The sequence below is a fragment of the Terrirhizobium terrae genome (assembly GCF_030323265.1).
Taxonomy (GTDB): domain Bacteria; phylum Pseudomonadota; class Alphaproteobacteria; order Rhizobiales; family Rhizobiaceae; genus Neorhizobium.
In genome coordinates this window covers 722,339-748,319 of sequence record NZ_CP104990.1, presented here as the reverse complement: position 1 = coordinate 748,319, position 25,981 = coordinate 722,339, and the positions used below count along the sequence as shown (strand labels likewise).

At 61.8% G+C, this 25,981-nt stretch carries 18 protein-coding genes, 1 tRNA gene and 5 pseudogenes; 10 read left to right on the top strand and 14 right to left on the bottom strand.

The window, feature by feature from the left end:
• Positions 1-132: 132 nt before the first annotated feature.
• The 5 genes from N7E02_RS03525 (at position 133) to N7E02_RS03505 (ending at position 4,596) form a co-directional block, all read left to right on the top strand.
• Positions 133-909 (top strand): L-iditol 2-dehydrogenase, encoded by a 777-nt coding sequence (locus N7E02_RS03525; RefSeq protein WP_286578081.1) that lies wholly within the window; start codon positions 133-135, stop codon positions 907-909.
• A gap of 331 nt (positions 910-1,240) precedes the next feature.
• Complete coding sequence (locus N7E02_RS03520; RefSeq protein WP_286578425.1) at positions 1,241-1,747, top strand: flavin reductase; 507 nt, start codon at positions 1,241-1,243, stop codon at positions 1,745-1,747.
• Between the two features lie 159 nt (positions 1,748-1,906).
• A complete protein-coding gene (gene selD, locus N7E02_RS03515) occupies positions 1,907-2,956 on the top strand; it encodes a selenide, water dikinase SelD (RefSeq protein WP_286578080.1) in 1,050 nt (349 codons plus the stop codon).
• A gap of 64 nt (positions 2,957-3,020) precedes the next feature.
• Positions 3,021-3,416 (top strand): hypothetical protein, encoded by a 396-nt coding sequence (locus tag N7E02_RS03510; RefSeq protein WP_286578079.1) that lies wholly within the window; start codon positions 3,021-3,023, stop codon positions 3,414-3,416.
• Positions 3,417-3,537: 121 nt separating this feature from the next.
• Positions 3,538-4,596: a transglutaminase-like domain-containing protein gene (locus tag N7E02_RS03505; protein WP_286578078.1), complete on the top strand. Its 1,059-nt coding sequence runs from the start codon at positions 3,538-3,540 to the stop codon at positions 4,594-4,596.
• Between the two features lie 123 nt (positions 4,597-4,719).
• On the opposite strand, the gene N7E02_RS03500 is transcribed toward N7E02_RS03505, so the two are convergent.
• From N7E02_RS03500 to fdnG, 11 genes and pseudogenes are all read right to left on the bottom strand, one after another.
• Positions 4,720-5,115, bottom strand: a complete 396-nt coding sequence (locus tag N7E02_RS03500) for a hypothetical protein (RefSeq protein ID WP_286578077.1) — start codon at positions 5,113-5,115, stop codon at positions 4,720-4,722.
• 14 nt (positions 5,116-5,129) lie between these two features.
• A tRNA-Sec gene (locus N7E02_RS03495) sits at positions 5,130-5,225 on the bottom strand.
• Between the two features lie 25 nt (positions 5,226-5,250).
• On the bottom strand, positions 5,251-5,394 hold the full coding sequence (locus N7E02_RS03490; protein WP_286578076.1) for a hypothetical protein: 144 nt from the start codon (positions 5,392-5,394) through the stop codon (positions 5,251-5,253).
• Positions 5,395-5,400: 6 nt separating this feature from the next.
• Positions 5,401-5,685 carry a hypothetical protein gene (locus tag N7E02_RS03485; protein ID WP_286578075.1) on the bottom strand — a complete coding sequence of 95 codons (285 nt, stop codon included), beginning with the start codon at positions 5,683-5,685 and terminating at the stop codon, positions 5,401-5,403.
• Positions 5,686-5,922: 237 nt separating this feature from the next.
• Positions 5,923-7,854, bottom strand: a complete 1,932-nt coding sequence (selB, locus tag N7E02_RS03480; protein WP_286578074.1) for a selenocysteine-specific translation elongation factor — start codon at positions 7,852-7,854, stop codon at positions 5,923-5,925.
• Complete coding sequence (locus tag N7E02_RS03475; protein ID WP_286578073.1) at positions 7,851-8,678, bottom strand: tetratricopeptide repeat protein; 828 nt, start codon at positions 8,676-8,678, stop codon at positions 7,851-7,853. Before N7E02_RS03475 ends, selB begins: the two co-directional genes overlap by 4 nt.
• Positions 8,665-10,065: an L-seryl-tRNA(Sec) selenium transferase gene (gene selA / locus N7E02_RS03470; protein ID WP_286578072.1), complete on the bottom strand. Its 1,401-nt coding sequence runs from the start codon at positions 10,063-10,065 to the stop codon at positions 8,665-8,667. Before selA ends, N7E02_RS03475 begins: the two co-directional genes overlap by 14 nt.
• Before the next feature lie 3 nt (positions 10,066-10,068).
• A complete protein-coding gene (fdhE, locus tag N7E02_RS03465; protein ID WP_286578071.1) occupies positions 10,069-10,992 on the bottom strand; it encodes a formate dehydrogenase accessory protein FdhE in 924 nt (307 codons plus the stop codon).
• 134 nt (positions 10,993-11,126) lie between these two features.
• Positions 11,127-11,843, bottom strand: coding sequence for a formate dehydrogenase subunit gamma (locus tag N7E02_RS03460; protein WP_286578070.1), 717 nt, complete (start codon positions 11,841-11,843; stop codon positions 11,127-11,129).
• A pseudogene (fdxH, locus tag N7E02_RS03455) lies at positions 11,843-12,834 on the bottom strand (formate dehydrogenase subunit beta). The gene N7E02_RS03460 and the pseudogene fdxH overlap by 1 nt, the downstream one beginning before the upstream one ends.
• Positions 12,834-15,927, bottom strand: a pseudogene (gene fdnG, locus N7E02_RS03450) (formate dehydrogenase-N subunit alpha). Before fdnG ends, fdxH begins: the two co-directional pseudogenes overlap by 1 nt.
• A gap of 311 nt (positions 15,928-16,238) precedes the next feature.
• Here fdnG and osmF point away from each other — a divergent pair.
• The 5 genes and pseudogenes from osmF to N7E02_RS03425 all read left to right on the top strand — a co-directional run bounded on the left by osmF (position 16,239) and on the right by N7E02_RS03425 (position 20,026).
• Entirely contained in the window at positions 16,239-17,150 is a 912-nt protein-coding gene (gene osmF, locus N7E02_RS03445; protein WP_374730609.1) for a glycine betaine ABC transporter substrate-binding protein OsmF, read from the top strand.
• A 75-nt stretch (positions 17,151-17,225) separates the two neighbouring features.
• Positions 17,226-17,614 (top strand): annotated as a pseudogene (locus tag N7E02_RS30280) (ABC transporter permease); the annotation flags it as partial.
• Between the two features lie 102 nt (positions 17,615-17,716).
• Complete coding sequence (locus tag N7E02_RS30275) at positions 17,717-18,358, top strand: ABC transporter permease (RefSeq protein ID WP_510185296.1); 642 nt, start codon at positions 17,717-17,719, stop codon at positions 18,356-18,358.
• Positions 18,355-19,292 (top strand): annotated as a pseudogene (locus tag N7E02_RS03430) (ABC transporter ATP-binding protein). Before N7E02_RS30275 ends, N7E02_RS03430 begins: the two are co-directional and overlap by 4 nt.
• Positions 19,289-20,026 (top strand): ABC transporter permease, encoded by a 738-nt coding sequence (locus tag N7E02_RS03425; protein ID WP_286578068.1) that lies wholly within the window; start codon positions 19,289-19,291, stop codon positions 20,024-20,026. The pseudogene N7E02_RS03430 and the gene N7E02_RS03425 overlap by 4 nt, the downstream one beginning before the upstream one ends.
• A gap of 12 nt (positions 20,027-20,038) precedes the next feature.
• Here N7E02_RS03425 and N7E02_RS03420 read toward each other — a convergent pair whose 3' ends face one another.
• From N7E02_RS03420 to N7E02_RS03410, 3 genes and pseudogenes are all read right to left on the bottom strand, one after another.
• The gene (locus N7E02_RS03420) at positions 20,039-22,453 is read right to left on the bottom strand and encodes a DNA translocase FtsK (protein ID WP_374730608.1); all 2,415 of its coding nucleotides are present in this window, start codon (positions 22,451-22,453) and stop codon (positions 20,039-20,041) included.
• A gap of 244 nt (positions 22,454-22,697) precedes the next feature.
• A pseudogene (locus tag N7E02_RS03415) lies at positions 22,698-24,043 on the bottom strand (sigma-54-dependent transcriptional regulator).
• The gene (locus N7E02_RS03410; RefSeq protein WP_286578067.1) at positions 24,040-25,803 is read right to left on the bottom strand and encodes a sensor histidine kinase; all 1,764 of its coding nucleotides are present in this window, start codon (positions 25,801-25,803) and stop codon (positions 24,040-24,042) included. The pseudogene N7E02_RS03415 and the gene N7E02_RS03410 overlap by 4 nt, the downstream one beginning before the upstream one ends.
• Positions 25,804-25,981: the final 178 nt, after the last annotated feature.

Below are 25,981 nucleotides of genomic sequence, written 5' to 3'. Positions count from 1 at the left end.
GGACGCTAGCTTCGGGAATGGCGGCGGCCTATTCCTCTGCCATCGCGGATATTTCTCCGCTTATCCAGCTCATCGGACGGCCCCCGGAATATTCGGGTATCCTGCCAGCACGAGCATTCAAGGGAGGCTTAAATGTCAGGACGGCTGCAAGGCAAGAACGCAATGATCACGGGTGCTGGAAGAGGTATCGGCCTTGCCTTCGCCAAGGCCTACATCGCAGAAGGCGCATGTGTTGCCATCTGCGACATCGATATCGCCCGCGCTGAAGCCGCAGCCAAGGAACTTGGCGAAAGCGCCATCGCGGTCAGGATGGACGTCACCAGCAAGGACAGCATCGACGAAGCCGTCTCCAAGGTGGCGCAGACTTTCGGCAGCATCGACATCCTTATAAACAATGCCGCCCTCTTCACAGCCGCCCCCATCGTGGAGATTACCGAGGCGGACTACCGGAAGGTCTTTGACGTCAACGTCTATGGCCCGCTATTCACCCTTCAGGCGGTCGCCAAGCAGATGATCGCGCAAGGCAAGGGCGGCAAGATCATCAATATGGCATCGCAGGCCGGCCGACGTGGAGAGCCACTCGTCGCGGTTTATTGCGCCACGAAGGCTGCCGTCATCAGCCTGACGCAGTCGGCTGCCCTGAACCTCATCGAGCACAAGATCAACGTCAATGCCATCGCGCCAGGCGTGGTGGACGGCGAGCATTGGGATGGTGTCGACGCATTTTTCGCGAAATACGAAAACAAGGCGCCGGGCCAGAAAAAGAAGGAAGTCGGCGCCGCCGTGCCTTACGGGCGCATGGGGACTGCGGAAGATCTTACGGGCATGGCGGTCTTTCTCGCATCATCCGATTCCGACTATGTCGTGGCACAGTGCTACAATGTCGACGGCGGTCAGTGGATGAGCTGAGTTTGACCTGCGGCGCGCCACGGCCGCCGTTTTGGATCAGAAGTCTATCCGCTCTTATTGAACGCGCTGATCCTTGATCAGCGCGTCTTCGCTTCTTGTCCTGCAATGGCGGTTGGAAATTCTTTGCCGGATTATTGCGCTCTTTGCCCGATCGTTGCTCGACACCAGCAGGTGATCTTGTTTTGCTTGCATATAACGGTGCTGTTTGTTCGCGATGGAGGTTTGGCATCAGCCTTGCTTCTCAGATGAAGGGTAGCGCCCGACACGATACAAAGCGAGTATGCGAGCACACATGAACCAGCAGGTTTTGGGGTCTGATCGTTCAACCGCCATGCAGTCGAATATTGCAGCTTCAGATATCAGGGCTGACTTCCGCGAAGCGATGTCCAAAGTTGGCGCTGCCGTCAACATCGTCACAAGCGATGGTCCTGCCGGTAAGGCCGGCTTTGCTGCCACCGCAGTCTGCAGCGTCAGTGATGCACCCCCGATGATGCTGGTCTGCCTGAACCGATCATCTTCTGCCTATGCCGCAACGATCGAAAACGGAGCGCTCTGCATCAACGTGCTGGCAGCCGAGCATGAGCCGCTGAGCAGGCTTTTCGGCGGCAAGACACCGGTGGAAGAAAGGTTCGGCGGTGCGAACTGGTCGGTCCTGACGACCGGCGCCCCTGCCCTTGAGGGTGCTCTCGCCTCAATCGACTGCCGGATCCGTACTGTCGCCGACGGTAACAGCCATGACATCCTGATCTGCGAGGTCGAGGCAATCCGGCAGCAGTCGGAAGGCGACGGGCTCGTCTACTTCAAGCGCCGCTACCATACCCTTCAGGGCGAGTACTGAAGCTTCCGTCGAAATTACAGCCAGTTTGAACAAATCCGTGCCGAGCCTCGATCACATTTGCCGTGATCGGCGTGGACGGGTTGTGCCGAAGCGTCTATCACCACCTTCAACTATTGCTCCGCGAGACCGATGGGGCTCGCCCAATTGAATGGTATCGACATGGACATTTCCTCTCCCTCCCGTCTTACCGAACTTGCTCATGGCGGCGGCTGTGGCTGCAAGCTCGCACCCGCGGTGCTGCAGAAGCTCCTCGCAGGCCAGCCGGCCGCCCAGCCGTTCAGCCAGCTTCTGGTCGGCAACGAAATGTCCGACGATGCGGCTGTCTGGCAGATCGATGATAATACCTGTGTCATCGCCACCACCGATTTCTTCATGCCGATGGTCGACGATCCCTATGATTTCGGCCGCATCGCCGCGACCAACGCGATTTCCGACGTCTATGCCATGGGCGGCAAGCCGATCATGGCGCTCGCCATCCTCGGCATGCCTATCAACAAGCTGGAGCCGGAAACGATCGGCAAGATTCTGGAAGGCGGCGCCGCCGTCTGCGGCCAGGCCGGCATTCCGGTCGCCGGCGGCCATTCGATCGACTCGGTCGAACCGATCTACGGGCTTGCCGTCATCGGCATCTGTCATCCCTCCCAGGTGCGCCGTAACGGTGGCGCCAAGGCGGGCGACAAGCTGATCCTCACCAAGGGCATTGGCATCGGCATCTATTCCTCGGCGATCAAGAAGAACGCGCTGCCGAAGGAGGCCTATGATGAGATGATCGCCTCGACGACGCTGCTCAACAAGGCCGGAACCAAGCTTGCCGCCAGCGCCGACGTGCATGCGATCACCGATGTAACCGGCTTCGGCATTCTCGGCCACGGGCTGGAAATGGCCCGCGCCTCGGACCTGACCCTGCGCCTCAAGCTCGCCGACATCCCGTTCCTGACCAAGGCGGAGGAACTGGCCGAGAAGGGCTTCATCACTGGTGCCTCCGGCCGCAACTGGGCAAGCTATGGCGAGGCGATCAATCTGCCTGCTGGGATGCCGGACTGGCAGCGCATGCTTCTAGCCGACCCGCAGACATCCGGTGGGCTGCTGGTCGCAGTCAGCGCGGGCAAGGCGGACGAACTGCTGCGGACAATCCGGGCTGCGGGCTATCCGCTCGCCGCCATTGTCGGTTCGGTGGAACAGGGCCCGGCGGCGATCGTCGTCGACTGACGTTTCGACCGGAACAAGGCCCCGGAACGAGCGTTGACGCGTAAGTCGTTAAGGAGGTAGCCCGATGTCCGTTCTTGATCGCCACTGTCCGAAAATCCTCGCCACTGCGGCGGCCCTGATGCTCGTCTCTGCAGGGGCGGCTTCCGCCCAATCTGCCGCCACCGGCACACCGCCATCCGGCCAGAGCCTCGAAAACAAGGTTGCCTGCAATTCCGCCGGCGTCGCGGAAGCCGCGACCAAGCCGGACACCAGTTCGGCTGCAGGTACATCGCCCGGCAATACCGGATCAACGGGCTGGACCGGCGGCACAGGTGGCGCCCATACGGCAACCAATCCTGCCGGAGCTCTGCCGGAATCCAAGACCTGGCAGCCGCCGACGGCGCGCGGGCTGGACCTTGCCATGGCGGTGCCGGCGGAGACCCCAGCAGCCAATCCAGATCAGGCCGACAAAGGCTGCTGAACAGGATCGCCTGACAGTTGAAATCAAAAAGGATTGATAGTCACGATTCCTGTTTCATTGTGACTTGTCTGGGAGTATGGCGGGCGATATTTTTCGCATAGCCGACAGGAGTTGAACCACCATGTTGAATCGCCGCCATTTCCTCGCGAATGCCGCATCGGCATCGCTCGCCGCCGCATTCTTTTCCAAGGGCTCTCTCGCATTCGCGGAAGAACAAAAGGCTGGTGCGTGGCGCACGTTCGAAGTGACCACCAAGGTCGATCTTACCGATGTCAACGGCCCGGCGAAGCTCTGGCTGCCGGTCATCCAGTCCGCCGGCAAATACCAGTCGGCCTACAACCCGCGTTGGGTCTCCGACAGCAAGTCCGTCGACCTGAAGAAGGATGCGGCCTCCGGCGCCGACGTGCTGGCCGCGGAATGGACTGCCGACGGCGAGCGCACGATCGAATTCGTCCAGACCGTCCAAACCCGCAACCGCACCGCAGACGGCGCGGTGGTTCCGCAGGCCGAACTCGATGCGGCCCTCGTCGGCACGCCGAGCGCCCCGATCGACGGCATCGTCAAGGACACCGCAATGAAAATTGTCGGCACTCGCGAGAAGGATGAGGACAAGGCCCGCGCGATCTATGAGTGGGTGGTCGAAAACACCTTCCGTGACGCCAATGTCGCCGGCTGTGGCGTCGGCAACGTCAAGGACATGCTGGAGACCGGCTATTTCGGCGGCAAATGCGCCGACATCAACAGCCTGTTCACAGCGCTTGCCCGCGCCGCCGGCCTGCCGGCCCGCGACGTCTTCGGCATCCGCGTCGCCAATTCCGCAGACTTCAAGACGCTCGGCCGTTCGGGCGACATCACCGGCGCCCAGCACTGTCGCGCAGAAGTCTACCTTCAGGGCCAGGGCTGGGTTCCGGTCGATCCGGCCGACGTCCGCAAGGTCGTGCTGGAAGAAAAGCTGCCGCTCGACAATGATGCGGTCCAAGCCTTCCGCGCCAAGGCTTTCGGCAACTGGGAAATGAACTGGGTCGGTTTCAACACTGCTCGTGACCTCGTGCTGCCGGGCAACTCGATCCAGCAGAATTTCTTCATGTATCCGGCAGCGTTCACCTCGCGCGGCGAAGTGGATTGCCTCAGCCCGAAGACCTTTGCGTACTCGATTTCGTCGAGGGAAATCACAGCCTGATTTGATTTCAGATCAGACGGAAAAGCCGCCCTCGAGGCGGCTTTTTTTGTGGACGGCTTGTTTGAGGCGAAGAGCGCGCCGCGATGCGATCTCCCTCCTTGTGGGGGAGATTACCAGCCAATATCAATGCGGCTTGATTTCCTCGATCGTCAGCCGAAGACCGTCCGCATTGAAGAATTCACCATCGCGGATCAGCGAGCGGTCCTCGTCCAGCTTGCGCACCAGCGTGGCAAGCCGGGACTTGGCTTGTCCGTCTTCGACGAGCCCTTCGCGGCCGGCGCGGTAGAAGACGGCGCCGGACCAGTTGACGCCGGCGCCCTTGAAGACATTCTTCATCTCCGGCCAACGCAGCTCATCGCCCACGACATGAAGATAGGCAGAGCGCAACAGCTCGACCTTCGTTTCCGTGATCGCTACCAAGATGAACAGCATGGTGAAGGAGCCGGCATCGGCATAGGTCTCGATGACCCAGTCGTCGAAATCGTTATCGGCGGGAGGCCCGGCGGGAGGTTTGCTCAAGATGTCTCTCCTGATGGCGGAAGAGAATGGGAGTCGAACCCACCCAAGACAGCGTCGCTGCCCCACCCGGATTTGAAGTCCGGACGCCCCACCGGGGACAGATCTCTTCCAGGCATTGATTTCGTTGCCATTTCATCAGAAACGGCGGTAGCGAAAACGGGTGATTGCTACCGCTTTGCCTTCGCCAAACTCACCTACCGCACGTCCGATCATCTCGTCAATCTGCGCCACGGCATTTGCCGGCGTGACCGGCATCACATCGGAGCGAAGAGGGTACATGACTGCCTAAGCCTCCTGCTGGATGCGCTCCTGAAGAGCGTCCGCGACGGCGTGCAGGAATTCCTTTCGGCGCTGGTCCAATGTCATCTCGGCATCGAGGTTGAGCGGCGCGCGGATCTTTTCCATAAAGCCCGAATGATCGTACTGATCGGAAGCCACGTTTACCTCGACCTCATCCATGAAATGCGCAAGAAGCGGCTCAAGAGCGAGGTTCTTATCCTTCTGATACTGGATGGCCATCTGTTGAGCGAGCTTTCGCATCTGTACATACGGGCCGAACGTGGCACTCATCTAAATTTCCCTTTCATTCGTCTGGCGTAAGCGACCTTAAATAGGTGCTGTTTGTGACGATCACGACAAATATTCGAGATTTATTAGCGGAATACCGTTTATCGATAGCTGACCGGCGGGCGACATTACGTTGACGGCAAGCTCTCCTGTTTGAAATCCGGTCAACGACGTCGCGGCCTGATCCATAACCGATCATAGCGCCAGAATGTCTATCGACGCGCCTCTCCCATCGCGGCATCAGGGAACAGCAGGGCCGAACAGATCGAGCCGATGCGGATTGATGCGGCGAAGATCGCCGCGCCGCAGGGTTACACCATGCCGATCGAAGAATTCGAGGATCTCGATTGCTACTTTCCTGCCGCTCGTCACCTTGTCACGGAAGGCCGTGGCCGTGAATTCCCCGTGTTCCGCCTCTGCCGCGACCTGCCGGATTATCTCCACCATCTCCGCCGTGGTAGTGCGGGTGAAGAAATGGTCGTGACGGATCTGGTCGACGCGGCCGAGCCGGGCGCAGAGTTTCAGCACGCGCCGGATTTCGCGCTCGTCGGTACCGAGCATGTCGGCGAAATCGCGCACCCGCGGCGGGCGGAAACGGTTCTCGTCGATCAGATGCGGCAGGATTTCGGCATAGAGGGCTTCTTCCGCTTCGCCGAGTTGGGCGACATGCCCGGGAAGCCGTACGAAGGCGCCTTCGAGCACGATATTGCCGGCGGTGACTTCGGCGCGAAGCACGGCAAGAAAGGCGGGGGCCGGCAGGCGCGGCGTCATGGCCATGCGCAAACGCTCGCGGCCCTGGCCCTGCAGTTCCGGGTTTTCAGCGTGGAAGGCGGTGAGCAGGTTGACCAGTTGCGTGGCAAAGGCGGCGCGGTGCCTTGCCGACATAGCGTAGCCGATGCCACCCGCTTCGACCAGCACGATGCCGGCGGCGTCGGTTGCGGCATTGAGTTGCGGCGGCGACATGGCCCGGTCGCGAGCAAAGGCGTTGAGATCGACCAGATAGGGTGGGGTGTCGAGTAGCGCGGAGAGCTGTTCGGAAGCGGTGGGCCTTGCCGCCGCCGTCAGCTGCTCGAGGCGTTCTGGCGTCCGGCGTTTTCGGGCTGGCGGCCGGAGGTCGATGAGAGAACCGCCACCGATCGTGCGCTGGGCGGAAACATCGCGCAAGATGAAACGATCGCCGACGGCGGCTGCGATCGGGCGGTCGAGCACGAGCTGGACACGGGCGGTGGCGCCGGGTGCGACCGGGCCTTCCAGCGGCACGATGCGCACGCCGGCCTCGACGCTTTCGTGATGGAAGCGGGCGGAAAACCACTGGCCGATCGCCTTCGGTTCGCTTGCCAGAACCGAAAGCTCGGCGTCGATGCGGTCGGTTGGCGCGTGCAGGACGGGATCGACCACCATGTCGCCGCGATGGATGGCATCCTTGGCGATCGCCTCGCCGGCGAGATTGAGCGCGCAGCGCTGGCCGGCAAAACCACGCTCGACCTGTTGGTTCTGCGCATGGATGGAGCGGACGCGAGCGGAAAGGCCGGAGGGCGAGACGATGACGGCATCACCGATCGCGACCGAACCGGAGAGAACCGTGCCGGTGACGACGGTGCCGGCGCCAGATAGGGTGAAGGACCGGTCGACGGCTAGCCGGAAACGGCCTTCGATGGCGGTTTCGACAGTGGCGCGTTCGGCTTCGGCCAGAATTTCCTTGAGGTCTTCGATGCCCTGTCCGGTCGATGCCGAGACCGGCAGAATGTCGATACCGCTCAGCCTCGTCGGAGCAAGCAGGGTGCGGATGTCGTTGGTGACGGCGGCAATTCGGTCGGCGTCGGCTAAATCGGCCTTGGTCAGCGCGACGATGCCGCGGTCGATGCCGAGCAAGTGGAGAATGGCGAGATGTTCGCGGGTCTGCGGCTTGATGCCGTCATCGGCGGCAATCACCAGCAGCGCGTAATCGATGCCGCCGGCGCCGGCGAGCATGGTGTGGATGAACTTTTCGTGGCCGGGCACGTCGATAAAGCCGGTCACGGCCTCGCCGGCAAATTTCGCATAGGCAAAGCCGAGATCGATGGTGATGCCGCGCGCCTTCTCTTCTTTCAGGCGGTCCGCATCCGTGCCGGTCAGCGCCTTCACCAGCGTCGTCTTGCCGTGATCGATATGGCCGGCGGTTCCGATGATCATGGCGCGCTTCCGGCCGCGATCGCTTCGCCAAGCGGCAGACGGGCGCGACGCTCGGCCTCCGCCGTCTCGGCTGACGAGAGACTGTCGCGGACGGGTTTGAGGAAGGGCTGAGCCAGCGCGCTGCCGCCATTGACGGCACGCAGCAGCCAGGCAAGTGCGGCGACGCGATCGACCGGCGTGCCGGCGCCCATGTGGCAGGCGGCGCCGAGCATGGCCTGCGCATCGGCATCGTCGCCTTCCGCGCCCTTGCGCCACCAGAGAACAGCCTGGGCCGGGTCGCGATCGACGCCGATGGCGTTGTGGTAAAGCATGCCGAGACGGGTCATCGAGGCGGCGACGCCGCCTTCCGCCGCGCGTTCGGCCCAGAGTTTTGCTTCGGCCGGATCGGAGGGGATGATCTCGCCTTCGAGCAGCAACCAGCTCAGCATGTCCTGCGAAGGTGCGTCTCCCTGTTCGGCGGCAAGCCGATAGAGCTTTGCGGCCTTCGCCGGATCGGCATCCGAGCCGGTGGCGTCGGAACCCTGCATGTGAAAGGCAGCGCAATTGCGCTGGCCGACGGGGTCGCCCGCCTCGGCCGACAATGTCAGCCATTTCAGCGCCAGCGGGCGGTCGGAGGGCACGCCGAGACCTTCGGCGAAACAGGCGCCGATATTGTTCTGAGCCCGGGCATTGCCGGCGCGAGCCAGCGGCTCCCATAACGCTAGCGCGGTCTCGTAGTCACCGGCCTTGGCGGCTGCCAGCGCTTCGTCCATCTGGGCTGCGGTCGGGTCAGACGCTATTTGCGGCTCCGCCCCGCGGCCTCGCAGGCGATCAAGCCACCGCATGGCTTGCACCTTCGGAAAAGCTGGCGATGAAGGCCGCCTCGTCGGTCAGGCAGCGCAGGTCGAGCACCATGGCGCCATCCTGCAGGCGTCCGAGGATCGGCCGCGGCAGCGAACGGAACAGTGCGGCCAGCGCTTCGAGCGCACTGCCCGAGGATGCGGTGATCCTCAGTCCCGCGCTCGGGATCGTGTCGACCGGCAGGGCGCCGGAACCGATCTGGCTGGAACAGGGGCAGATTTCGACGCCGTAGCCTTGCGGGCTCAACACGGCCGAGACCTGCGGCAACAGGCGCTCGGCCTGGGCGCGGATATCGGGTTCCTTGCGCGACAGCATGCGCAGCGTCGGCAGGCGTTCGCCGAGACGGTCGGGATCACGATAAAGCTTCAACGTGGCGGCCAGCGCGGCGATACGGATCTTGTCGGCGCGCAGCGCCCGCTTCAGCGGATTGCGGTTGATCTCGGCGATCAGGTCCCTGCGACCGACGATGAAACCGGCCTGTGGTCCGCCGAGCAGCTTGTCGCCGGAAAAAGTGACCAGATCGGCGCCCTCGGCCACCGCCTCGCGCACGGTCGGTTCCTTGGCGAGGCCGTAGCGCGACAGATCGACCAGCGTGCCGGAGCCGAGGTCGTTGAGCAGCGCCACGCCCATGTCGCTTGCGATCTTCGCCAGTTCAGCGCCTTCGACTTCGGCGGTAAAGCCTTCGATGCGATAATTCGACGTGTGGACCTTGAGGATCAGCGCCGTTTCCGGCCCGATCGCCTTGATGTAGTCCCTGGGATGGGTGCGATTGGTCGTGCCGACCTCGACAAGATCGACGCCGGCGCGCTCCATGATATCGGGCATGCGGAAGGCGCCGCCGATCTCGATCAGCTCGCCGCGCGAGACGATGGCCTGCCTGCCCGCGCCGACAGCATTCAATGCAATCAGCACCGCCGCCGCGTTGTTGTTGACGATCGTGGCATCCTCAGCGCCGGTCAGTTCGCAGAGGATGTCGCGCAGATGGCTGTCGCGCTCGCCGCGCTTGCCGGTATCGAGGTCGAATTCGAGTGCTGCCGCATCACGCATCGCATCGACAGCTGCCGCAATCGCCTCCTCGGCGAGAAGAGCCCGGCCGAGATTGGTGTGCAGCACGGTGCCGGTCAGATTGAAGAGCGGCCTCAGATTGGATTTGTCGAGATAACCGAGACGGCTTGCGAGCGAGGCGATGACGCCCGCCTCGTCCGGCAACGCGCCCCCTGCCCTCACCGCATCGCGGATCTCCGAGAGCACCTTGCGCAGCTCTTCGGTGACGACGGTGCGGCCATGGCTCTCGACAAGCGGAGCGACGGCCGGCGCCTTCAGCACCTGATCGACGGATGGCAGCGAGCGGAGATCGGCAAGACCCGACATCGGCTAATACCCGATCAGGAGTGGATCGAAGCCAGCACGCCGGTATTCGCTATCCTTCATCAGGAGATCGAGACCGAGGCTTGCGATATCGTCGGCGACGATTTCGAGCATCGGGTGCCGGTTCTGGTAGAAGATCTTCGTCCAGCTCTGACACTCGTCGCAGACCTCGGCCTTGATGACCGGCTCCTGCCCGCCCTCGATCTCGATGGCGCGGTAGCCAACGCCCTTGGTGGAGCCGCAGGACAGGCACTTGACCCGGACCTCGTTCCACATCGTGGCGCAGGACGAGCAGCAGGCGTAACGGGCGCCTTCGGCACCCTGCACACCGATCACCATGGAGCCGACCGGCTTGCCGCCGCAGCAGGGGCATACGCCGATCGAGACGGGTACCAGACCGTTTCCGTCAATGCCGGCGGCGAGCCGTGCGGCATGAACCTGGGTCGCGGCCGCGACATAGAGGTGATGCGCCAAGCTCTCGATCGGCAGGTTGTCGGCGATGACGTTGTCGACCATCCAGGTCAGCGTCTCATCATCGGCAGCGCGCACAGCTTCCAGCGCTTCGGCAGCGGCCGCCGGCTTTTCCAGCGACTGGGCGCGATCGAGGAACAGCTTCACCGTCTCGCGATAATCGTCGGACAGGACCATGGCCGCCCGGTCGATCGGCGGCATGGCAGCCTCGCGGGCGCGGCTCACCTGCTCGGCTGCGATCGGCTTGATGGGCGGAAGCTCGGCGACGAGATCCGCCTGGATGCGCACGATGCCGGCCAGGAATTTCAGATAGGGGGCGAGATTGCTCGCCTCAGAGAGAACCTCGAAGCGGGTGGCGCGCTCCTTGAAGAAACGGGCCGGGTTCGGCATCAGGGCGAAAGGCGCCTTGGAAATGCCCCCGATCATCGAGGGATCGGGCTGAATGGAAGATACGGACATTCTACCTCGCAGGGCCGACCGGCCACAGCTTTCATCTTGCGCATCGGCTTGAAGATCGCGTCGATCTTCGAAAGGCGCGTGCGTCATTGAAACGGATTGGGCGCTGCGCATCCAGGACGCGCAACGCCTTGGGCTCATTCTGCCGGATCGATCCTACCGCGTCCAGCCATGTCCTTGAACCACTTGCGGTGGTGGCGCCAGGCCCAGCCGCCGGTCACGGTACCGCGCGTCATGGCGCTGATCGTGCCGCGGGTCCAGATGGCCGCGTAGACATGCAGCATGAAGATCAGAATGATGGCGACAGCCGCGAGCGAATGGACCAGAAGTGCGACACGCTGGGTCGGAATGCTCGTGAGCTGACCAAAATACTGTTCCCAGGCCATGATGCCGGTGACGATCAGCACGATGATGAGCGAGGCCATGCCCCAGAAGATGAACTTCTGGCCGGCATTGTACTTGCCGAGTTCCGGCAGGCGCTCTTCATGACCACCGATCACGTCGCCGATCTGCGATGCCCATCGGACGTCATCGCGGTTCGGCAGGTTCAACTTCCACAACTGCGCAAACAGGATGAAGAAGGAGAAGAACAGCACGACGCCGATCCACGGATGGATCCAGCGCGTCGTCTGCCCGCCACCGAACAGTTCGGTGAGGAAGAACAGCGACGGATGGAACATGGCAAGACCGGAGATCAACAGCAGGATCAGGCTGATCGCCGTGATCCAGTGGTTGATGCGCTTGCCCGGTCCATAGCGGACCACCTCGACAGGCGGGCCGCGATGGATGGTATCCTCAGCCCCCACCTTGACGGCGGTGGCCTTGGCCGGCGCGGTATTGGCGGGCGTGCTCATCAGGCGTCCTCCTCACGCTTGTGGGCATGGTCCACGGTCTCGTCGACCAGTTCCTTCGCCTCTTCTTCCTCGTGCTTCGACACGCGGTTGGCCTTGCCGAACAGACCGTGCAGGATCGTGCCCGCGGCAGCCAGTCCCATGACGGCGAGGCCGGCATATTTGGTCGCGCCCTTCCAGGTCTGGACCACGGCCGAGATCTTCGGATCGACCGGCAGGTCGGCATAGATCTGCGGTTTGTCGTTGTGGTGCAGCACATACATGACATGCGTGCCACCGACGCCCGGCGGGTCGTAGAGACCGGCATTGGCATAGCCACGGGACTTGAGGTCGGCAATGCGGCCTTCCGCATGCTTCTTCATGTCTTCCTTGGTGCCGAAGACGATCGCCTGGGTGGGACAGGCCTTGGCGCAGGCCGGGCCTTGACCGACGGCGACACGGTCGGAACAGAGCGTGCATTTATACGCCCGATGATCTGCCTTCGAGATGCGGGGAATGTTGAAGGGACAGCCCTTCACGCAGTAGCCGCAGCCGATGCAGTTGTCGTGGACGAAGTCGACGATGCCGTTGGAATACTGCACGATCGCGCCGGGAGCCGGGCAGGCCTTGAGACAGCCCGGGTCGGCACAGTGCATGCAGCCGTCCTTGCGGATCAGCCATTCCAGATTGTCGGTCTCCGGGTTCACCCATTCGGTGAACCGCATGAGCGTGAACATGTCGGCGGTAAGGTCGTGCGGGTTGGTATAGTACCCGACGTTTTCGCCGATAACCGGATTGGTGTCGTTCCACTCGACGCATGCCGACTGGCAGGCCTTGCAGCCGATGCATTTCGACACGTCGATGAGTTTCGCGACGGGGTGAGCTGCCGCTCGGGCGGCGGCAGCTCGGATGTGGCAGAACGACGGATGAGGTCCTTCTGCGTCAGGTTGGTCTCCATCGGCTGCACCGGCGGATTGCTGACGGCGGTGCGCGGGCTGTCCATGGTATTGGCCATCAGACGCTTACCTCCTTATCCTTGGGTGCGGTCGAGGGTTCAATATTGACGAGGAACGCCTTCGATTCCGGGGTCTCGATATTGGCGTCACCGACAAAGGCTGCGAGCGAATTCGGGCCAAAGCCCTTCTTCGCCGAGCCGGTAAAGCCCCAGTGCAGCGGGATGCCGACGATATGAACCGGCTTTCCGTCGCAGATGAGGGGCCGGATGCGCTTCGTCACCACGGCCTTGGCCTTTACCGAACCGCGTTTCGACCACACGCGGACCCAACCGCCATTGGTGATCTTCTTCTCGGCCGCCAGCTCTTCCGAGATTTCCACGAAGAAGTCCGGCTGAAGCGCCGAGTTCACCCGGTTGTGCTTCGTCCAGTAGTGGAAATGTTCGGTCAGTCGGTAAGAGGTCGCCGCATAGGGGAACTCCGCCGACGTACCGAGCTGTTCGGCGTCCGACTGGAACACACGGGCAACCGGGTTGCCGCGCATTTTCCGGTTGAAGACGTTCTCGACCGGAGACTCGAAGGGCTCCATGTGAGCCGGGAACGGTCCGTCACGCATCATGCCCCGGGTGAAGAGGCGCGAAACGCCTTCCTGGTTCATGATGAACGGGCCGACATCCTGGGGTTTCGCCGTGGGAGCGATATCCGGAACGTCATAACCGGTCCACTTGGCACCATCCCATTCGAGCAGCTTGCGGGTCGGATCCCAGGGCTTGCCGTTGAGGTCCGCCGACGCACGGTTATAGAGCGTGCGGCGGTTCAGCGGCCAGGCGAAGGTCCAGCCCAGATAGGCGCCGGTTTCGTCCGGGTCGTGGTTGTCGCGACGGCCCATATTGTTGCCCTGCTCGTTCCAGCAGCCGGAATAGATCCAGCAGCCGGACATGGTGGAACCATCGTCCTTGAGCTGCGAGAAGTTGACCACCTGCTTGCCGGCGGCAACCAGAACCTTGGTCGGATCGGTCGGGTCCATGACATCGGTCAGCGCGCGGCCGTTGATCTCCTTCGCCAGCTCTTCCGCCGTCGGTTCGCCCGCGTCCTCGTAGTCCCAAGAGAGGTTGAGGATCGGATCGGGGAAGGCGCCGCCTTCCTTGCGATACAATTCCCGCATCCTCAGGAGGATCTGAGCGATGATCCAGGTATCGTGCTTTGCCTCCCCGGAGGCGAGCTCGCTTGCCAGTGCCACTGCAGCCAGCGGCCCGAATTGGTCAACGAACCGTCTTCTTCTGCAAAGCAGGTGGAAGGTAGCTGGAACACTTCGGTCTGGATCGATGCCGTGTCGACGTCGTTGAAGTCACCATGGTTCTCCCAGAAACGCGATGTTTCCGTTTCGAGCGGATCCATCGTGACCATGAACTTCAGCTTCGACAGAGACGAAGTGATCTTGCCACGATTGGGGAAGGCGAGGATCGGGTTAAAGCCCTGGCAGATATAGCCGTTGACCTTGCCGTTGTTCATCAGCTCGAACATACGAAGGATGTCGTATGCCGGAACGTCGAGCTTGGGCAGATAGTTGAACGCCCAGCCATTTTCGGCCGTCGCGGCGTCGCCCCACATGGCCTTCTGGAAGGAGACCATGAACTTCTTGTAGTTCTGCCAGTAGCTGGTCTGACCTGGACGAAGCGGCTTGAACAGGCGCGTCGACATATAGGTCTCGAAGTCGGTGTCCTTCTCGGTCGGCATCGTCAGATAGCCGGTCAGGAGGTGCGACATCAGACCGAGGTCGGTCAGGCCCTGGATGTTGGAGTGGCCGCGAAGGGCGTTCATGCCGCCACCGCGTACACCGATATTGCCGAGGATCAGCTGCAGCATCGCCATGGCGCGGATGTTCTGCGAACCCTTGGAGTGCTGGGTCCAGCCGAGCGCATACATCGACGTCATGGTCTTGGTCGGGGAAGAGCATTCCGCGATCATTTCGGCGACCTTCAGGAATTTCTCCTTAGGCGTACCGCAGATCTGTTCGACCATTTCCGGCGTGTAGGGGGCGAGATGCTCCTTTAACAGGTTCCAAACGCAACGGGGATGTTCAAGCGTCGGATCGGTGACGGCAAAGCCGTCCTCGCCGATAACGTAGTCCCAGCTCGACCGGTCATAGTCGCGCTTTTCCTCGTTATAGCCGGTGAACAGGCCGTCCTGATAGCCGAAGCCGTCCTTGACGATGAAGGCTGCGTTGGTGAACGCCTTCATGTATTCCCACTGCACCTTGCCGTTGTCGATACAGTATTTCATCACGCCGTTGAGGAACGCGATGTCGGATCCCTGGCGGATCGGTGCGTAATAATCCGACACGGAGGCCGTGCGGGTATAACGCGGGTCGACGACAATAAGCTTGGCGCCGCGGTGGGCCTTCGCTTCGGTCACCCATTTGAAACCACAAGGATGCGCTTCCGCCGCGTTGCCGCCCATGACGACGACGAGGTCGGTGTTCTTGATGTCAGTCCAGGCGTTGGTCATTGCGCCACGGCCGAATGTTGGGGCGAGACTCGCCACCGTTGGGCCGTGTCAGACGCGTGCCTGATTGTCGAAACCGACTATTCCTAAGGACTTGGCGAATTTGAAGGTTGCCCAAGCCGTTTCGTTGGAGGTGGCCGAGGCGGCAAGCATGCCCGTCGTCGTCCAGCGGTTCACGTCCAGACCATTCTCGTTCTTCAGGAGAAGGTTGGCGTCGCGGTCGTCCTTCATCAGCCGCGCGATGCGATCGAGAGCCTCGTCCCAGGACATGCGTTCGAACTTGTCCGAACCAGGCTTGCGGTGCATCGGATAAAGGAGACGGGTCGGGGACTTCACGAAGTCCTTGAGAGCCGCCCCTTGGGACAGAGCGTCCCGCGATTGGTCGGATGGTCGACATCGCCTTCGATGTGCATGACCTCCGCCTTGTCACCCTTGCGAACGTCACCCTTGGAATAGATGATGATGCCGCAGGCGACGGAACAGTAGGGACAGGTCTGTCGGGTTTCGGTGGTCATGGCCAGTTTGAAAGGCCGTACATGCGCTATTTCTGCAGCCTCAGCCTCGCTGAAGCCCAACGCACCCATGGAAGTCGCCGCGACACCTGCTCCGGCCAGCTTCAAGAAGCCACGCCTTGAGAGGTCCATATTCATTGTAATTGCTCTCCATTCTAGAGACGAACCAATGTGCGACATTATGCCTGGGTAGGTCTGTGTCAAGTTAACCAGCCACCGCGATGCCGATATTGTGACGGATTTCGACAAATCAGTTTCGGTTGAGATGGGTCACGCTAACCACACCTTCAAAAACTGCTTAAGTCGATAAATTCACGAAGGTTTTTCTTCAAATCCCGATCTTGGAGATGAAACTGCCTCGACAGTTTGAACCCATGCTCTACCTATGCTCCGATCCGTCACCCAACGCGCCGGCGTCAAGACCGGCTCGCCAGTCTAGGGAAGCTCCAATGTCGTTCACGAAGAAATTTGCAGGCCTGCTGTTTGCCCTGTCGATGACCGCCACCGCCGCCTCGGCGCAGGTTGTCGTCTCCTCCAAGATCGACACCGAGGGTGGCGTGCTCGGCAATGTCATCCTGTCGGTTCTCCAGGCCAACGGCATCGAGGCGACCGACCGGATCCAGCTTGGCGCGACACCGGTTCTGCGCAAGGCGATCACCGCCGGCGAAATCGATATCTACCCGGAATATACCGGCAATGGCGCCTTCTTCTTCGAAAAGGCCGACGATCCGGCCTGGAAGGATCCGGCCCAGGCCTATGAGACGGTGAAGAAGCTCGATCTCGACGCCAACAAGATCGTCTGGCTGACGCCGTCGCCCGCCAACAACACCTGGGGCATCGCCGTTCGTCAGGATGTCGCCCAGGAAAACAATCTGAAGACGCTTTCCGACTTCGGCAAGTTCATTGCCGGCGGAGGCAAGATCGTGCTCGCCGCCTCCTCGGAATTCGTCAATTCGGCAGCCGCCCTGCCTGCCTTCCAGACGACCTACGGGTTCAAGCTGAATTCCGACCAGCTGATCACGCTGTCCGGAGGCGACACGGCGGCCACGATCGCGGCCGCAGCCAACGAGACCAATGGTGCCAATGCGGCGATGGTCTACGGCACCGACGGCGGTATCGCACCGTCCGGCCTCGTCGTGCTGGAAGACGACAAGAAGGTCCAGCCGGTCTACCAGCCGGCACCGATCATCCGCCAGGCAACGCTCGAGAAGAACCCGAAGATCGAGGAACTGCTGAAGCCGGTCTTCGAAAAGCTCGATCTCGTGACGCTGCAGGAGTTGAACGGCCGCGTTCAGGTGGGCGGCGAACCGGCCAAGGCTGTGGCCGAAGACTTCCTCAAGAAGAACGGCTTCCTCAAGTAAGCCGCCAATAACATCAGGACACGAAACGAAAGGTCGGGCACGTTGCGGATTGGGCTGGAAAAGACGGGCGTATTGATGGCCGCCTTGATTCTCGCCGCGACGCTTGTCCTGCCCTTCGTGGTGGTAAAGCCGAACCGCATTCTCCAGGGGCAAGGGCGTTTGCTTTACGATCCCTTCCCACCTGGGCCGGGATCGGGTTGACCGCAGTGCTCGTGGCTATCGCGCTCTGCCTCATCCTACGCCTGCCGTCGACCATCAAGCTCGCACTTGCCATGGCGGCGCTCGTCGCCACAGTGCTGGCATTGGGCTGGGCGGCCCATGAGCAGCTGCCGCCCGGCAATACTTACGCCCGCATATCGCCCGGCTCCGGCCTCTGGGTGCTGCTTTTCGGCCTTTCTCTTGCGGCTGTCGATGCGATCGCAAGGCTCAAGCCATCGCCGCAATACCGCCTGCTGCTTCTCGTTGCCGCCATCGCGATCATCGGCGGCATATTCGCCTCCGGTGTGCTGGCGGAAATCTCGGTCGCCAAGGAATATATAAACCGGTCGCAGGCTTTCTGGGCAGAAATGTCCCGCCATGCGACGCTCGCTCTCGGCTCGATGATATTGGCCTTCGCAATCGGCCTTCCGATCGGCATCATCTGCCATCGCGTCTCATGGCTGCGAGCGGCATTGCTCAACAGTCTCAACATTCTCCAGACCATTCCGTCGATTGCGCTCTTCGGCCTGCTCATCCTGCCGCTCGGCTGGGTGGCAGCCAACGTGCCCGGCGCCTCGGCGATCGGCATTTCCGGCATCGGCGTCGCACCGGCCTTTGTCGCGCTGGTGCTCTATTCACTGCTCCCGGTCGTTGCCAACACGGTGGCGGGCCTGGAAAATGTGCCGCGCGAGGCCAATGACGCCGCCCGCGGCGCCGGCATGACGGACCTGCAGCGGCTCGTCTCGATCGAATTTCCCCTCACCTTCCCGAGCCTGCTTGCCGCCGTTCGCATCGTACTCATCCAGAATATCGGCATGGCAACGATCGCGGCGCTGATCGGCGGCGGCGGCATGGGCGTCTTCGTCTTCCAGGGGCTCGGCCAGTCGGCCATGGATCTCGTGCTTCTCGGCGCGCTGCCGACCGTCGCCATGTCCTTCGTAGCCGCCATCGTGCTCGATGCGCTGGTGGATTTCAGCAAAGCTCCCGGCACGGAGGCCCGTTCCGCATGATCGACATAAAATCCGTGACGAAACGCTATGACGGCAAGGCCGTGGTCGACCAAGTCTCCTTCACCGTTCCGGAAGGCTCGATCGCCGTTCTCGTCGGCACGTCCGGCTCCGGTAAGACAACGCTTCTGCGCATGATCAACCAGCTCGTTTCCCAGGACGAGGGCGAGATTCTCATCGATGGCGAGGACACGCGAAACATTGCCGGCCACGAGCTGCGGCGGCGCATCGGCTATGCGATCCAGGGACACGGCCTTTTTCCGCACAAGACAGTTGCGGAAAACATCGCGACCGTACCGCGGCTCCTGAAATGGGAGAAATCCCGCGTCGATGCCAAGGTGCGCGAACTGCTCGATCTCTTCCAGCTCGATCCCGCGCTTTATGCCAACCGTTATCCACATCAGCTCTCCGGCGGTCAGCAGCAGCGCGTCGGCGTTGCGCGGGCGCTTGCGGCCGAGCCTAAGATCCTGCTGATGGACGAACCTTTGGCGCGCTGGACCCGGTGCTTCGAGGAAAGGCGCAGGATGAACTTCTGTCGATCCAGAAGCGCTTCGGCACGACGATCGTGATCGTCACCCACGACATCAACGAGGCCTTCCATCTGGGTGATACGATCGCCGTGATGGATAAGGGCAGACTGCTGCAATACGGCCGCCCGCTCGATCTCTTGAAAGCGCCCGCCACGCCCTTCGTCGAGGGATTGGTCGGAACCTTCGACCGGCCCTTCCGGCTTCTGTCGCTCGGCACCGTAGCATCGGTCATCGAGCCGGGCGATGCCGGTGGCGCGCCGATTGAGGGCGGAAAGACGCAGCAGGAAGCGCTGGCGGCGCTGCTGTGGAGCGGGGCGGACGCCCTGCCGGTCGTCTCCGAAGACGGCAAACCTATCGGCCGCGTGCGGCTGCAAACCCTGCTCGGTCAGGCAGTCAGACCGCAATGAGCATCTGGCGCCTTATCCCCCGCCTGATACTTCTGGTTCTGCTGGTCGGCTTTCTTGCATCGCCGGAAAGCTTCGAGTTCGCCTTCAAGCCGCTGGTGCAGACCAATGCGCCGTCGATCTACAACCAGGGCAGCCTGGCATCGCTGACCTTTCTGCACGTGCGGATGGTGCTGTTCTCGACGGCGCTTGCCACGATCGTGGCGGTGCTGCTGGCGATCCTCGTTACCCGGCCCTTCGGAGCGGAATTCCTGCCGCTCGCCCGCACGGTGGTCAATATCGGCCAGACCTTTCCGCCGGTCGCCGTGCTGGCGCTTGCCGTGCCGGCCATGGGCTTCGGCAACGGTCCGACATTGGTCGCGTTGTTTCTCTATGCGCTGCTGCCGATCTTCGAGAACACCATGACGGCGCTGACGACTGTTCCGCAGAACGTCACGGATGCCGCCAAGGGTAACGGAATGACGCCGGCACAAATCTTCCGCCAGGTGGAACTGCCGCTCAGCCTGCCGATGATCGTCGGCGGGATCAAGATTTCCACCGTCATCGGCTTCGGCACGGCGACAATAGGCTCGACGGTGGCGGCGAAGACGCTGGGCGAAGTGATCATTGCCGGGCTGCAATCCAACAACCTTGCCTTCATCCTGCAGGGCGCGCTTCTCGTGGCAGCCCTGGCGATCCTCGTCTTCGACCTTCTGTCGATGCTGGAAAAATCGCTGATGAAATGGAAGGCCGCCTAGGCGGCCTTCACCTTACTCTTCGCCAGAACGCTGTACCTGCGGGCCAAGGATCTCGCGCTTTCCGACATGGTTCGGCGCACCGACGAGACCTTCCTGCTCCATCCGCTCGACCAGCGAAGCTGCACGATTGTAGCCGATCGAAAGACGGCGCTGGATGTAGGACGTCGAGCACTTCTTGTCCCGCTGGACGACCTTGACCGCGCGCTCGTATAGATCGTCGCCATTGTCTTCCGAGCCCATCGACGTCTGGTCGAAGACTGCTGCATCCTCTTCCTCCTCGACGCCGTCCTCTTCTTCGTCTTCGGTAACGCTGCCGAGGTAAGACGGCTGGCCCTGGGTCTTCAGGTGCGCAACGACTTTTTCAACTTCGTAATCCGAGACGAACGGGCCGTGGACACGGGCGATCCGCCCGCCGCCCTTCATGTGCAGCATGTCGCCCTGGCCGAGAAGATGCTCAGCGCCCTGCTCTCCGAGGATGGTGCGGCTGTCGATCTTCGACGTCACTTGGAAGGAGATGCGAGTCGGGAAGTTGGCCTTGATCGTACCGGTGATGACATCGACCGACGGACGTTGGGTGGCCATGATGAGGTGGATACCGGCCGCACGCGCCATCTGCGCCAGGCGCTGAATCGCGCCCTCGATCTCCTTGCCGGCGACCATCATCAGGTCGGCCATCTCGTCGACGATGACAACGATATAGGGCAGCGCCGTCAGATCGAGCGACTGTTCCTCGAAGATCTGCTCGCCGGTGCTGCGGTCAAAACCGACCGGCACGCTGATCATGATCGTTTCGCCCTTGTTGCGCGCTTCGGCAACGCGGGCGTTGAAGCCATCAATGTTGCGAACGTTGAGGCGCGACATCTTGCGATAGCGCTCTTCCATTTCGCGCACGGCCCATTTCAGCGCCAGCACGGCCTTCTTGGGATCGGTCACGACCGGCGTCAGCAGATGCGGGATGCCATCATAGACCGAGAGCTCCAGCATCTTCGGATCGACCATGATCAAGCGGCATTCTTCCGGACGCAGATGATAGAGCAGCGACAGGATCATCGTGTTGATGGCGACCGACTTGCCGGAGCCGGTGGTGCCGGCAACGAGAAGGTGCGGCATCTTTGCGAGCTCGGCGATAACCGGTTCGCCGCCGATCGTCTTGCCGAGGCAGAGCGGCAGGCGATAATCGGTTCCGATATAGGAATTGCTCTCGACCAGTTCGCGCAGATAGACAGTCTCGCGCTCTGCATTCGGCAGCTCGATGCCGATGACGTTGCGGCCCGGAATGACGGCAACGCGGGCCGACAGCGCCGACATCGAGCGGGCGATATCGTCCGAAAGGTTCATCACGCGGGACGACTTCACGCCCGGTGCCGGGGCAAATTCGTAGAGCGTGACGACCGGACCGGGGCGCACATCGATAATCTCGCCCTTGACTCCGAAATCCTCAAGGATGCTTTCGAGAAGCCCGGCGCTCTGTTCCAGCGCCTCCTGGCTCATCGTCTGCTCTTCGCGCGGCTCAGCGTGCTGAAGCAAGTCGATATCCGGGAACGTATAGTCCTCGGCAAATTGCAGGACGCGCGGTTTGCGTGCGACCTGCTGCGCGGCCGGCATCTCGATCGTCTGAACGGTCGGGGCAATCGCCGGCTCGGCATTCACCTGCGCCTCGACTGCCGGCAACGGCTGGTGTTCAACATGGATCGGAGCGGGCATTGCCTCGCGGACCGCAACCTGACGGTAAAGGTGGATTGCGGACGTAGCATCACCCCGAACAGGTGCCGGGATCGGCGCCTGTTCGATGGAGGCTGGTGCGGGCGCGGGCGGCACGAACCGCTTGACCGTAGGGGACAATGCGGCCGCCTTGCGGGGAGCAGGATCCGGTGTCGACGACAATGAGCGGACAGCAACCTTGGCCTCGACATTTTCCGATGCGCCGAGGCTCATCATTTCCCAGATCAGGTGATCGGGGATCGTGGTCATGCGGCGGGTTGGCGCGACCTGAGGCTCAGTTGCCTGTGGTGCGGCTTGCGTGACGGGCTGGTGCTGGAGGGGCTGTTCGACAAGCCGCTGCACGGCGGCGTCGATGGGCTGGGAGATCGGAGCTGCGTTTTCGCCGGCGGCAAATGCCTGGACGATCCGGCGCTGGAGATTATTCACCTGGAAACCTGCATGGATATGAGTGTGCGGTAGCTGGGCCCGGCCAGCGGGCGCAGCGACAATATGGGCAGGCGAAACGATCGCCTGCTCGGCATTCGGCGCGTCGACGACCGCTTCGGCCTCCGGCTTAGCCGGGCTGCGGCCCGGCGTGCGGGTAAAGCGGACATTGGGACCTAGGATAAAGGCGCGCTGCCAGGTCGGGAGTTTGTCCGGGTCAAGCTCGACCGCCGGGATCGGCTCAGGCAGCGGCAACGGATGATCAGGATCATTGGCCGCCACGAACTCCTGTTCGTTGCTCCAATTTGCGCTGTCGATCGGGGAAATGTCTTTGCGGGAAGGCGGGAAATTCATGCTACGCGAAACCATCAAACAACGTGTTCACACCAGCCCCTGTTAATAAAATGCAAACCTTAACCAGGTGTTTCCGCAGCGCGTTTTTTGCCGCTCATTTTGAGACAAACAGAGCAGTCGGGCAGCGATCCAAGACCGCCAGCATCAAACAAAATTCAATTTATTTAGCGACTTAATGTCGATCTACATATTCGCTACGCACAATACCGTGGCGTTGCAGCTTGTCATAAAATGTCTTGCGCGGGATGCCGAGCGCGGCAATCGTCGCCTGCACGTCCCCGCCGCATTCCGTCAGCGTTTCACGGATGATATCGGCCTCGAAGCGCTCTAGTCGATCCGGAAGCGAGGCCTCGCCCGACGCTTCGATCTGCTTTGCCGGCATGGGATCCGATGGCTCCAGCCCGAGTACGAATCGCTCCGCATAGTGGGACAATTCGCGGACATTGCCCGGCCAAGAATGGTCGCGCAGATGATCAATCACCGGACGAGGCATAACGGGCACGTCGCGGTCGAAGCGACGGCTGGCCTTGCGGGTAAAATAGTTAAAGAGAAGGGGACGTCTTCCCTGCGCTCCCGCAACGGCGGAATGGTCAGTGTCACGACGTTCAGGCGGTAATAAAGGTCCTCGCGAAAGATCGCCCGCTGGTCCGGCTGGCCGAGATCGACCTTGGAAGCAGCGATGACGCGAAGGTCGACCGGGCGGACCTCGTTGGTCCCGAGCGGCGTCACCTCGCGCATTTCGAGCACCCGCAGCATCTGGACCTGGGTCGACAGCGGCATGCTCTCGATCTCGTCGAGAAACAGGGTGCCGCCGCTCGAATGCTCAATGCGGCCGACACGCTTCTTCTGGGCTCCGGTAAAAGCGCCGGCCTCATGGCCAAAAAGCTCGCTCTCGATAACCTGTTCCGGCAGCGCGCCGCAATTCAGCGCGACGAAATTGCCGCTCGCCCGACGGCCCCAGGCATGCAGCGCGCCGGCGACGACCTCCTTGCCGCTACCCGTTTCCCCGGTGACCAGCACATCCACGTCGGTGTCGGCGATCTGGCGCAGCATATGCCGCAACCGCTCCATGACCGGCGTCTGGCCGATCAGCGGAAAACCATCCTCACCATTCCTATCGCCGGCTTTCAATTGGCGATTTTCCATCACAAGGCTACGCTTTTCCGCCGCATGGCGGACACATTGGATGAGACGTTCTGCCGGAAACGGCTTGGCCAGGAAGTCATAAGCTCCATCCTGAATAGCCTTCACCGCCATCGGGATGTCGCCATGGCCCGTCATCAGGACGACCGGTATTTCGCGGTCGAAACCTGATATGCGCTCAAACAGTTGCAGCCCGTCCAGGCCGGGCATGCGGATATCGGTAACGACGACACCTGGGAATGTGTTGTCCAGTTGCGCCAGCGCCTCGCTGCCGGACGAAAACGGCCGAACATCGAAGCCGGCTAGGCTCAGGGTCTGGCCGGTCGCCCGCAACAGATCCTTGTCGTCATCGATGAGAAATACCGGCACGCTCATTCGTCAGCCCTTTTCAGATGAACGGTAAAGCCGGTGCCGCCCTCACCGGTCTCGACGGTCAGCCTGCCACCATAATCGGAGACAATGTCCTTGCAGATCACCAGACCGAGGCCGAGGCCCTTATCCTTGGAGGAATTGAACGGTTGGAACAGCTCGGCCAGGATTTCCTCCGCAATGCCCGGACCGTTGTCGGCTACCGTGATGGCGACTTCCCTGCCGGAGGCGATCGCGGACACGGTAACCCGGCCATTGCCGCGGTCCTCCACGGCCTCCAATGCATTCTGCAGGAGGTTGATGAACACCTGTTCGAGGCGGAGGCGGCTTCCCATGACCTCCAGATCATCGGGCACCCGGTCGATGGCCAGCTTGTCCAGGGAACCGGTGAAGCGGCTCTTCAAAAGCATGACTGCGCCTTCGAGTACCTCACCGAGTGACACCGGCTCTGCTGCTGTCCGGCCTCGACGAGCAAGCGCCTTCAAATCGTCAGTGATCGCGCCGATCTGATCCGTCAGTCCAGCAATCAGATCGAGATTTTCCTTGAGTGGCTCGACCTGCTGCCGTTCGAGAAAGACCTTGGAATTGTCGGCATAAGCCCTGATCGTCGCGACCGGCTGATTGATTTCGTGGGCCACCCCTGCGGCGACTTGGCCGAGAATTGCCAAGCGGTTGGCCTGCACCAGATCCTGCTGCACCGCCTGCAGCTTCGTTTCCGTCGTGCGGTGGTTGGAAATTTCTGCCTGCAGGCTGTCGCGGGTGAGGCTGAGAGCACGCGTTCTCTCGACGACCCGCCGCTCCAGCTCCTCGCGCGCAGCCTTCTGCAGAACCATCGCCGTCTGCGCCATCTGCCGACGCCGGATCCATACGGCAGCCACCGCGAAGACGACCAGAAGCGCCACCCCCAACAATCGGAACTCGCGCATATCCGCGGCAACGGCTCCATCGATCGGCAGGAGATATTGAAAACTCCAGTCCGTCGAGACAACAGGAACCATGATCTGCAGATAACGAACCGCCCCGCCGCCCGGCAGGAAAACACGTACGATGGACGCATCCGATGCGAGCTTTTCCAGCTCAGCCAAAGGCAGCGGCGTGAGCGAAGCGTCACCGAACTGCAGGCTGTCGCGGATGGATGCCAGGCTTGACGACGGCAACGGCTCAGTGGTCATGAAGCGCCAGGACGGCACGCTTGTGATCAGCACTACATGATTGTCGTCGGTGACGAAGGACGGCCGCTGCGTGTCGCGCCAATCGGCCTCCAACTGATCGAACTCCATCTTGGCGACAACGACACCAAGCGGCTTTTCCGCCGGGCCGACCCGGTGAGAGATGTACAAGCCCGGCCGATTGCTTACGGAACCGAGCGCAAAATGTTCGCCGCCACCTTCCCGCATTCCGCGCGAGAAATAGCTGCGGAACGTATAGTCGTTGCCGACAAAGCTCTTTTCCTCGCGCCAGTTGCTGGCGGAGATCGCAATGCCATCGGCGCCGACGACATAGATCACCGCAGCCTTGGTGGGCGCGATCAAGTCTTCGAGCTTGCGGCTGAGAGCGATCCTTGCGGTCGGCTCGTTGCTTGACAGCGCATCTTCGACGTCCCGATCTCGGGCCAGCAGGAGCGGCAGCGCCCGCGGACGCTCAAGAACCGCACGCAACAGGGCCACCTTCAGGTTTGCCTCTGTCCTGCCTTGAGCGGAAAGTGTCGATAACGCCGACGCCCGGCCGTATATGCCGGCAACATAGAAAACCGCCGCGCAGGCCATCAACAACGCAAGGCCGAAGACGATCCATGTGCGCCGGGAAGGTGCAGGAGGCTCTTTGTTCTGACTTTCTGACACGACGGCATTTGAGCATAAATCCGCACAATGAGCAAATCCACAGGTGCGGAAATTCGCTCAAATTCGGCATCACGAGTTAAGGCCGCAAATTTAAACGATTAAA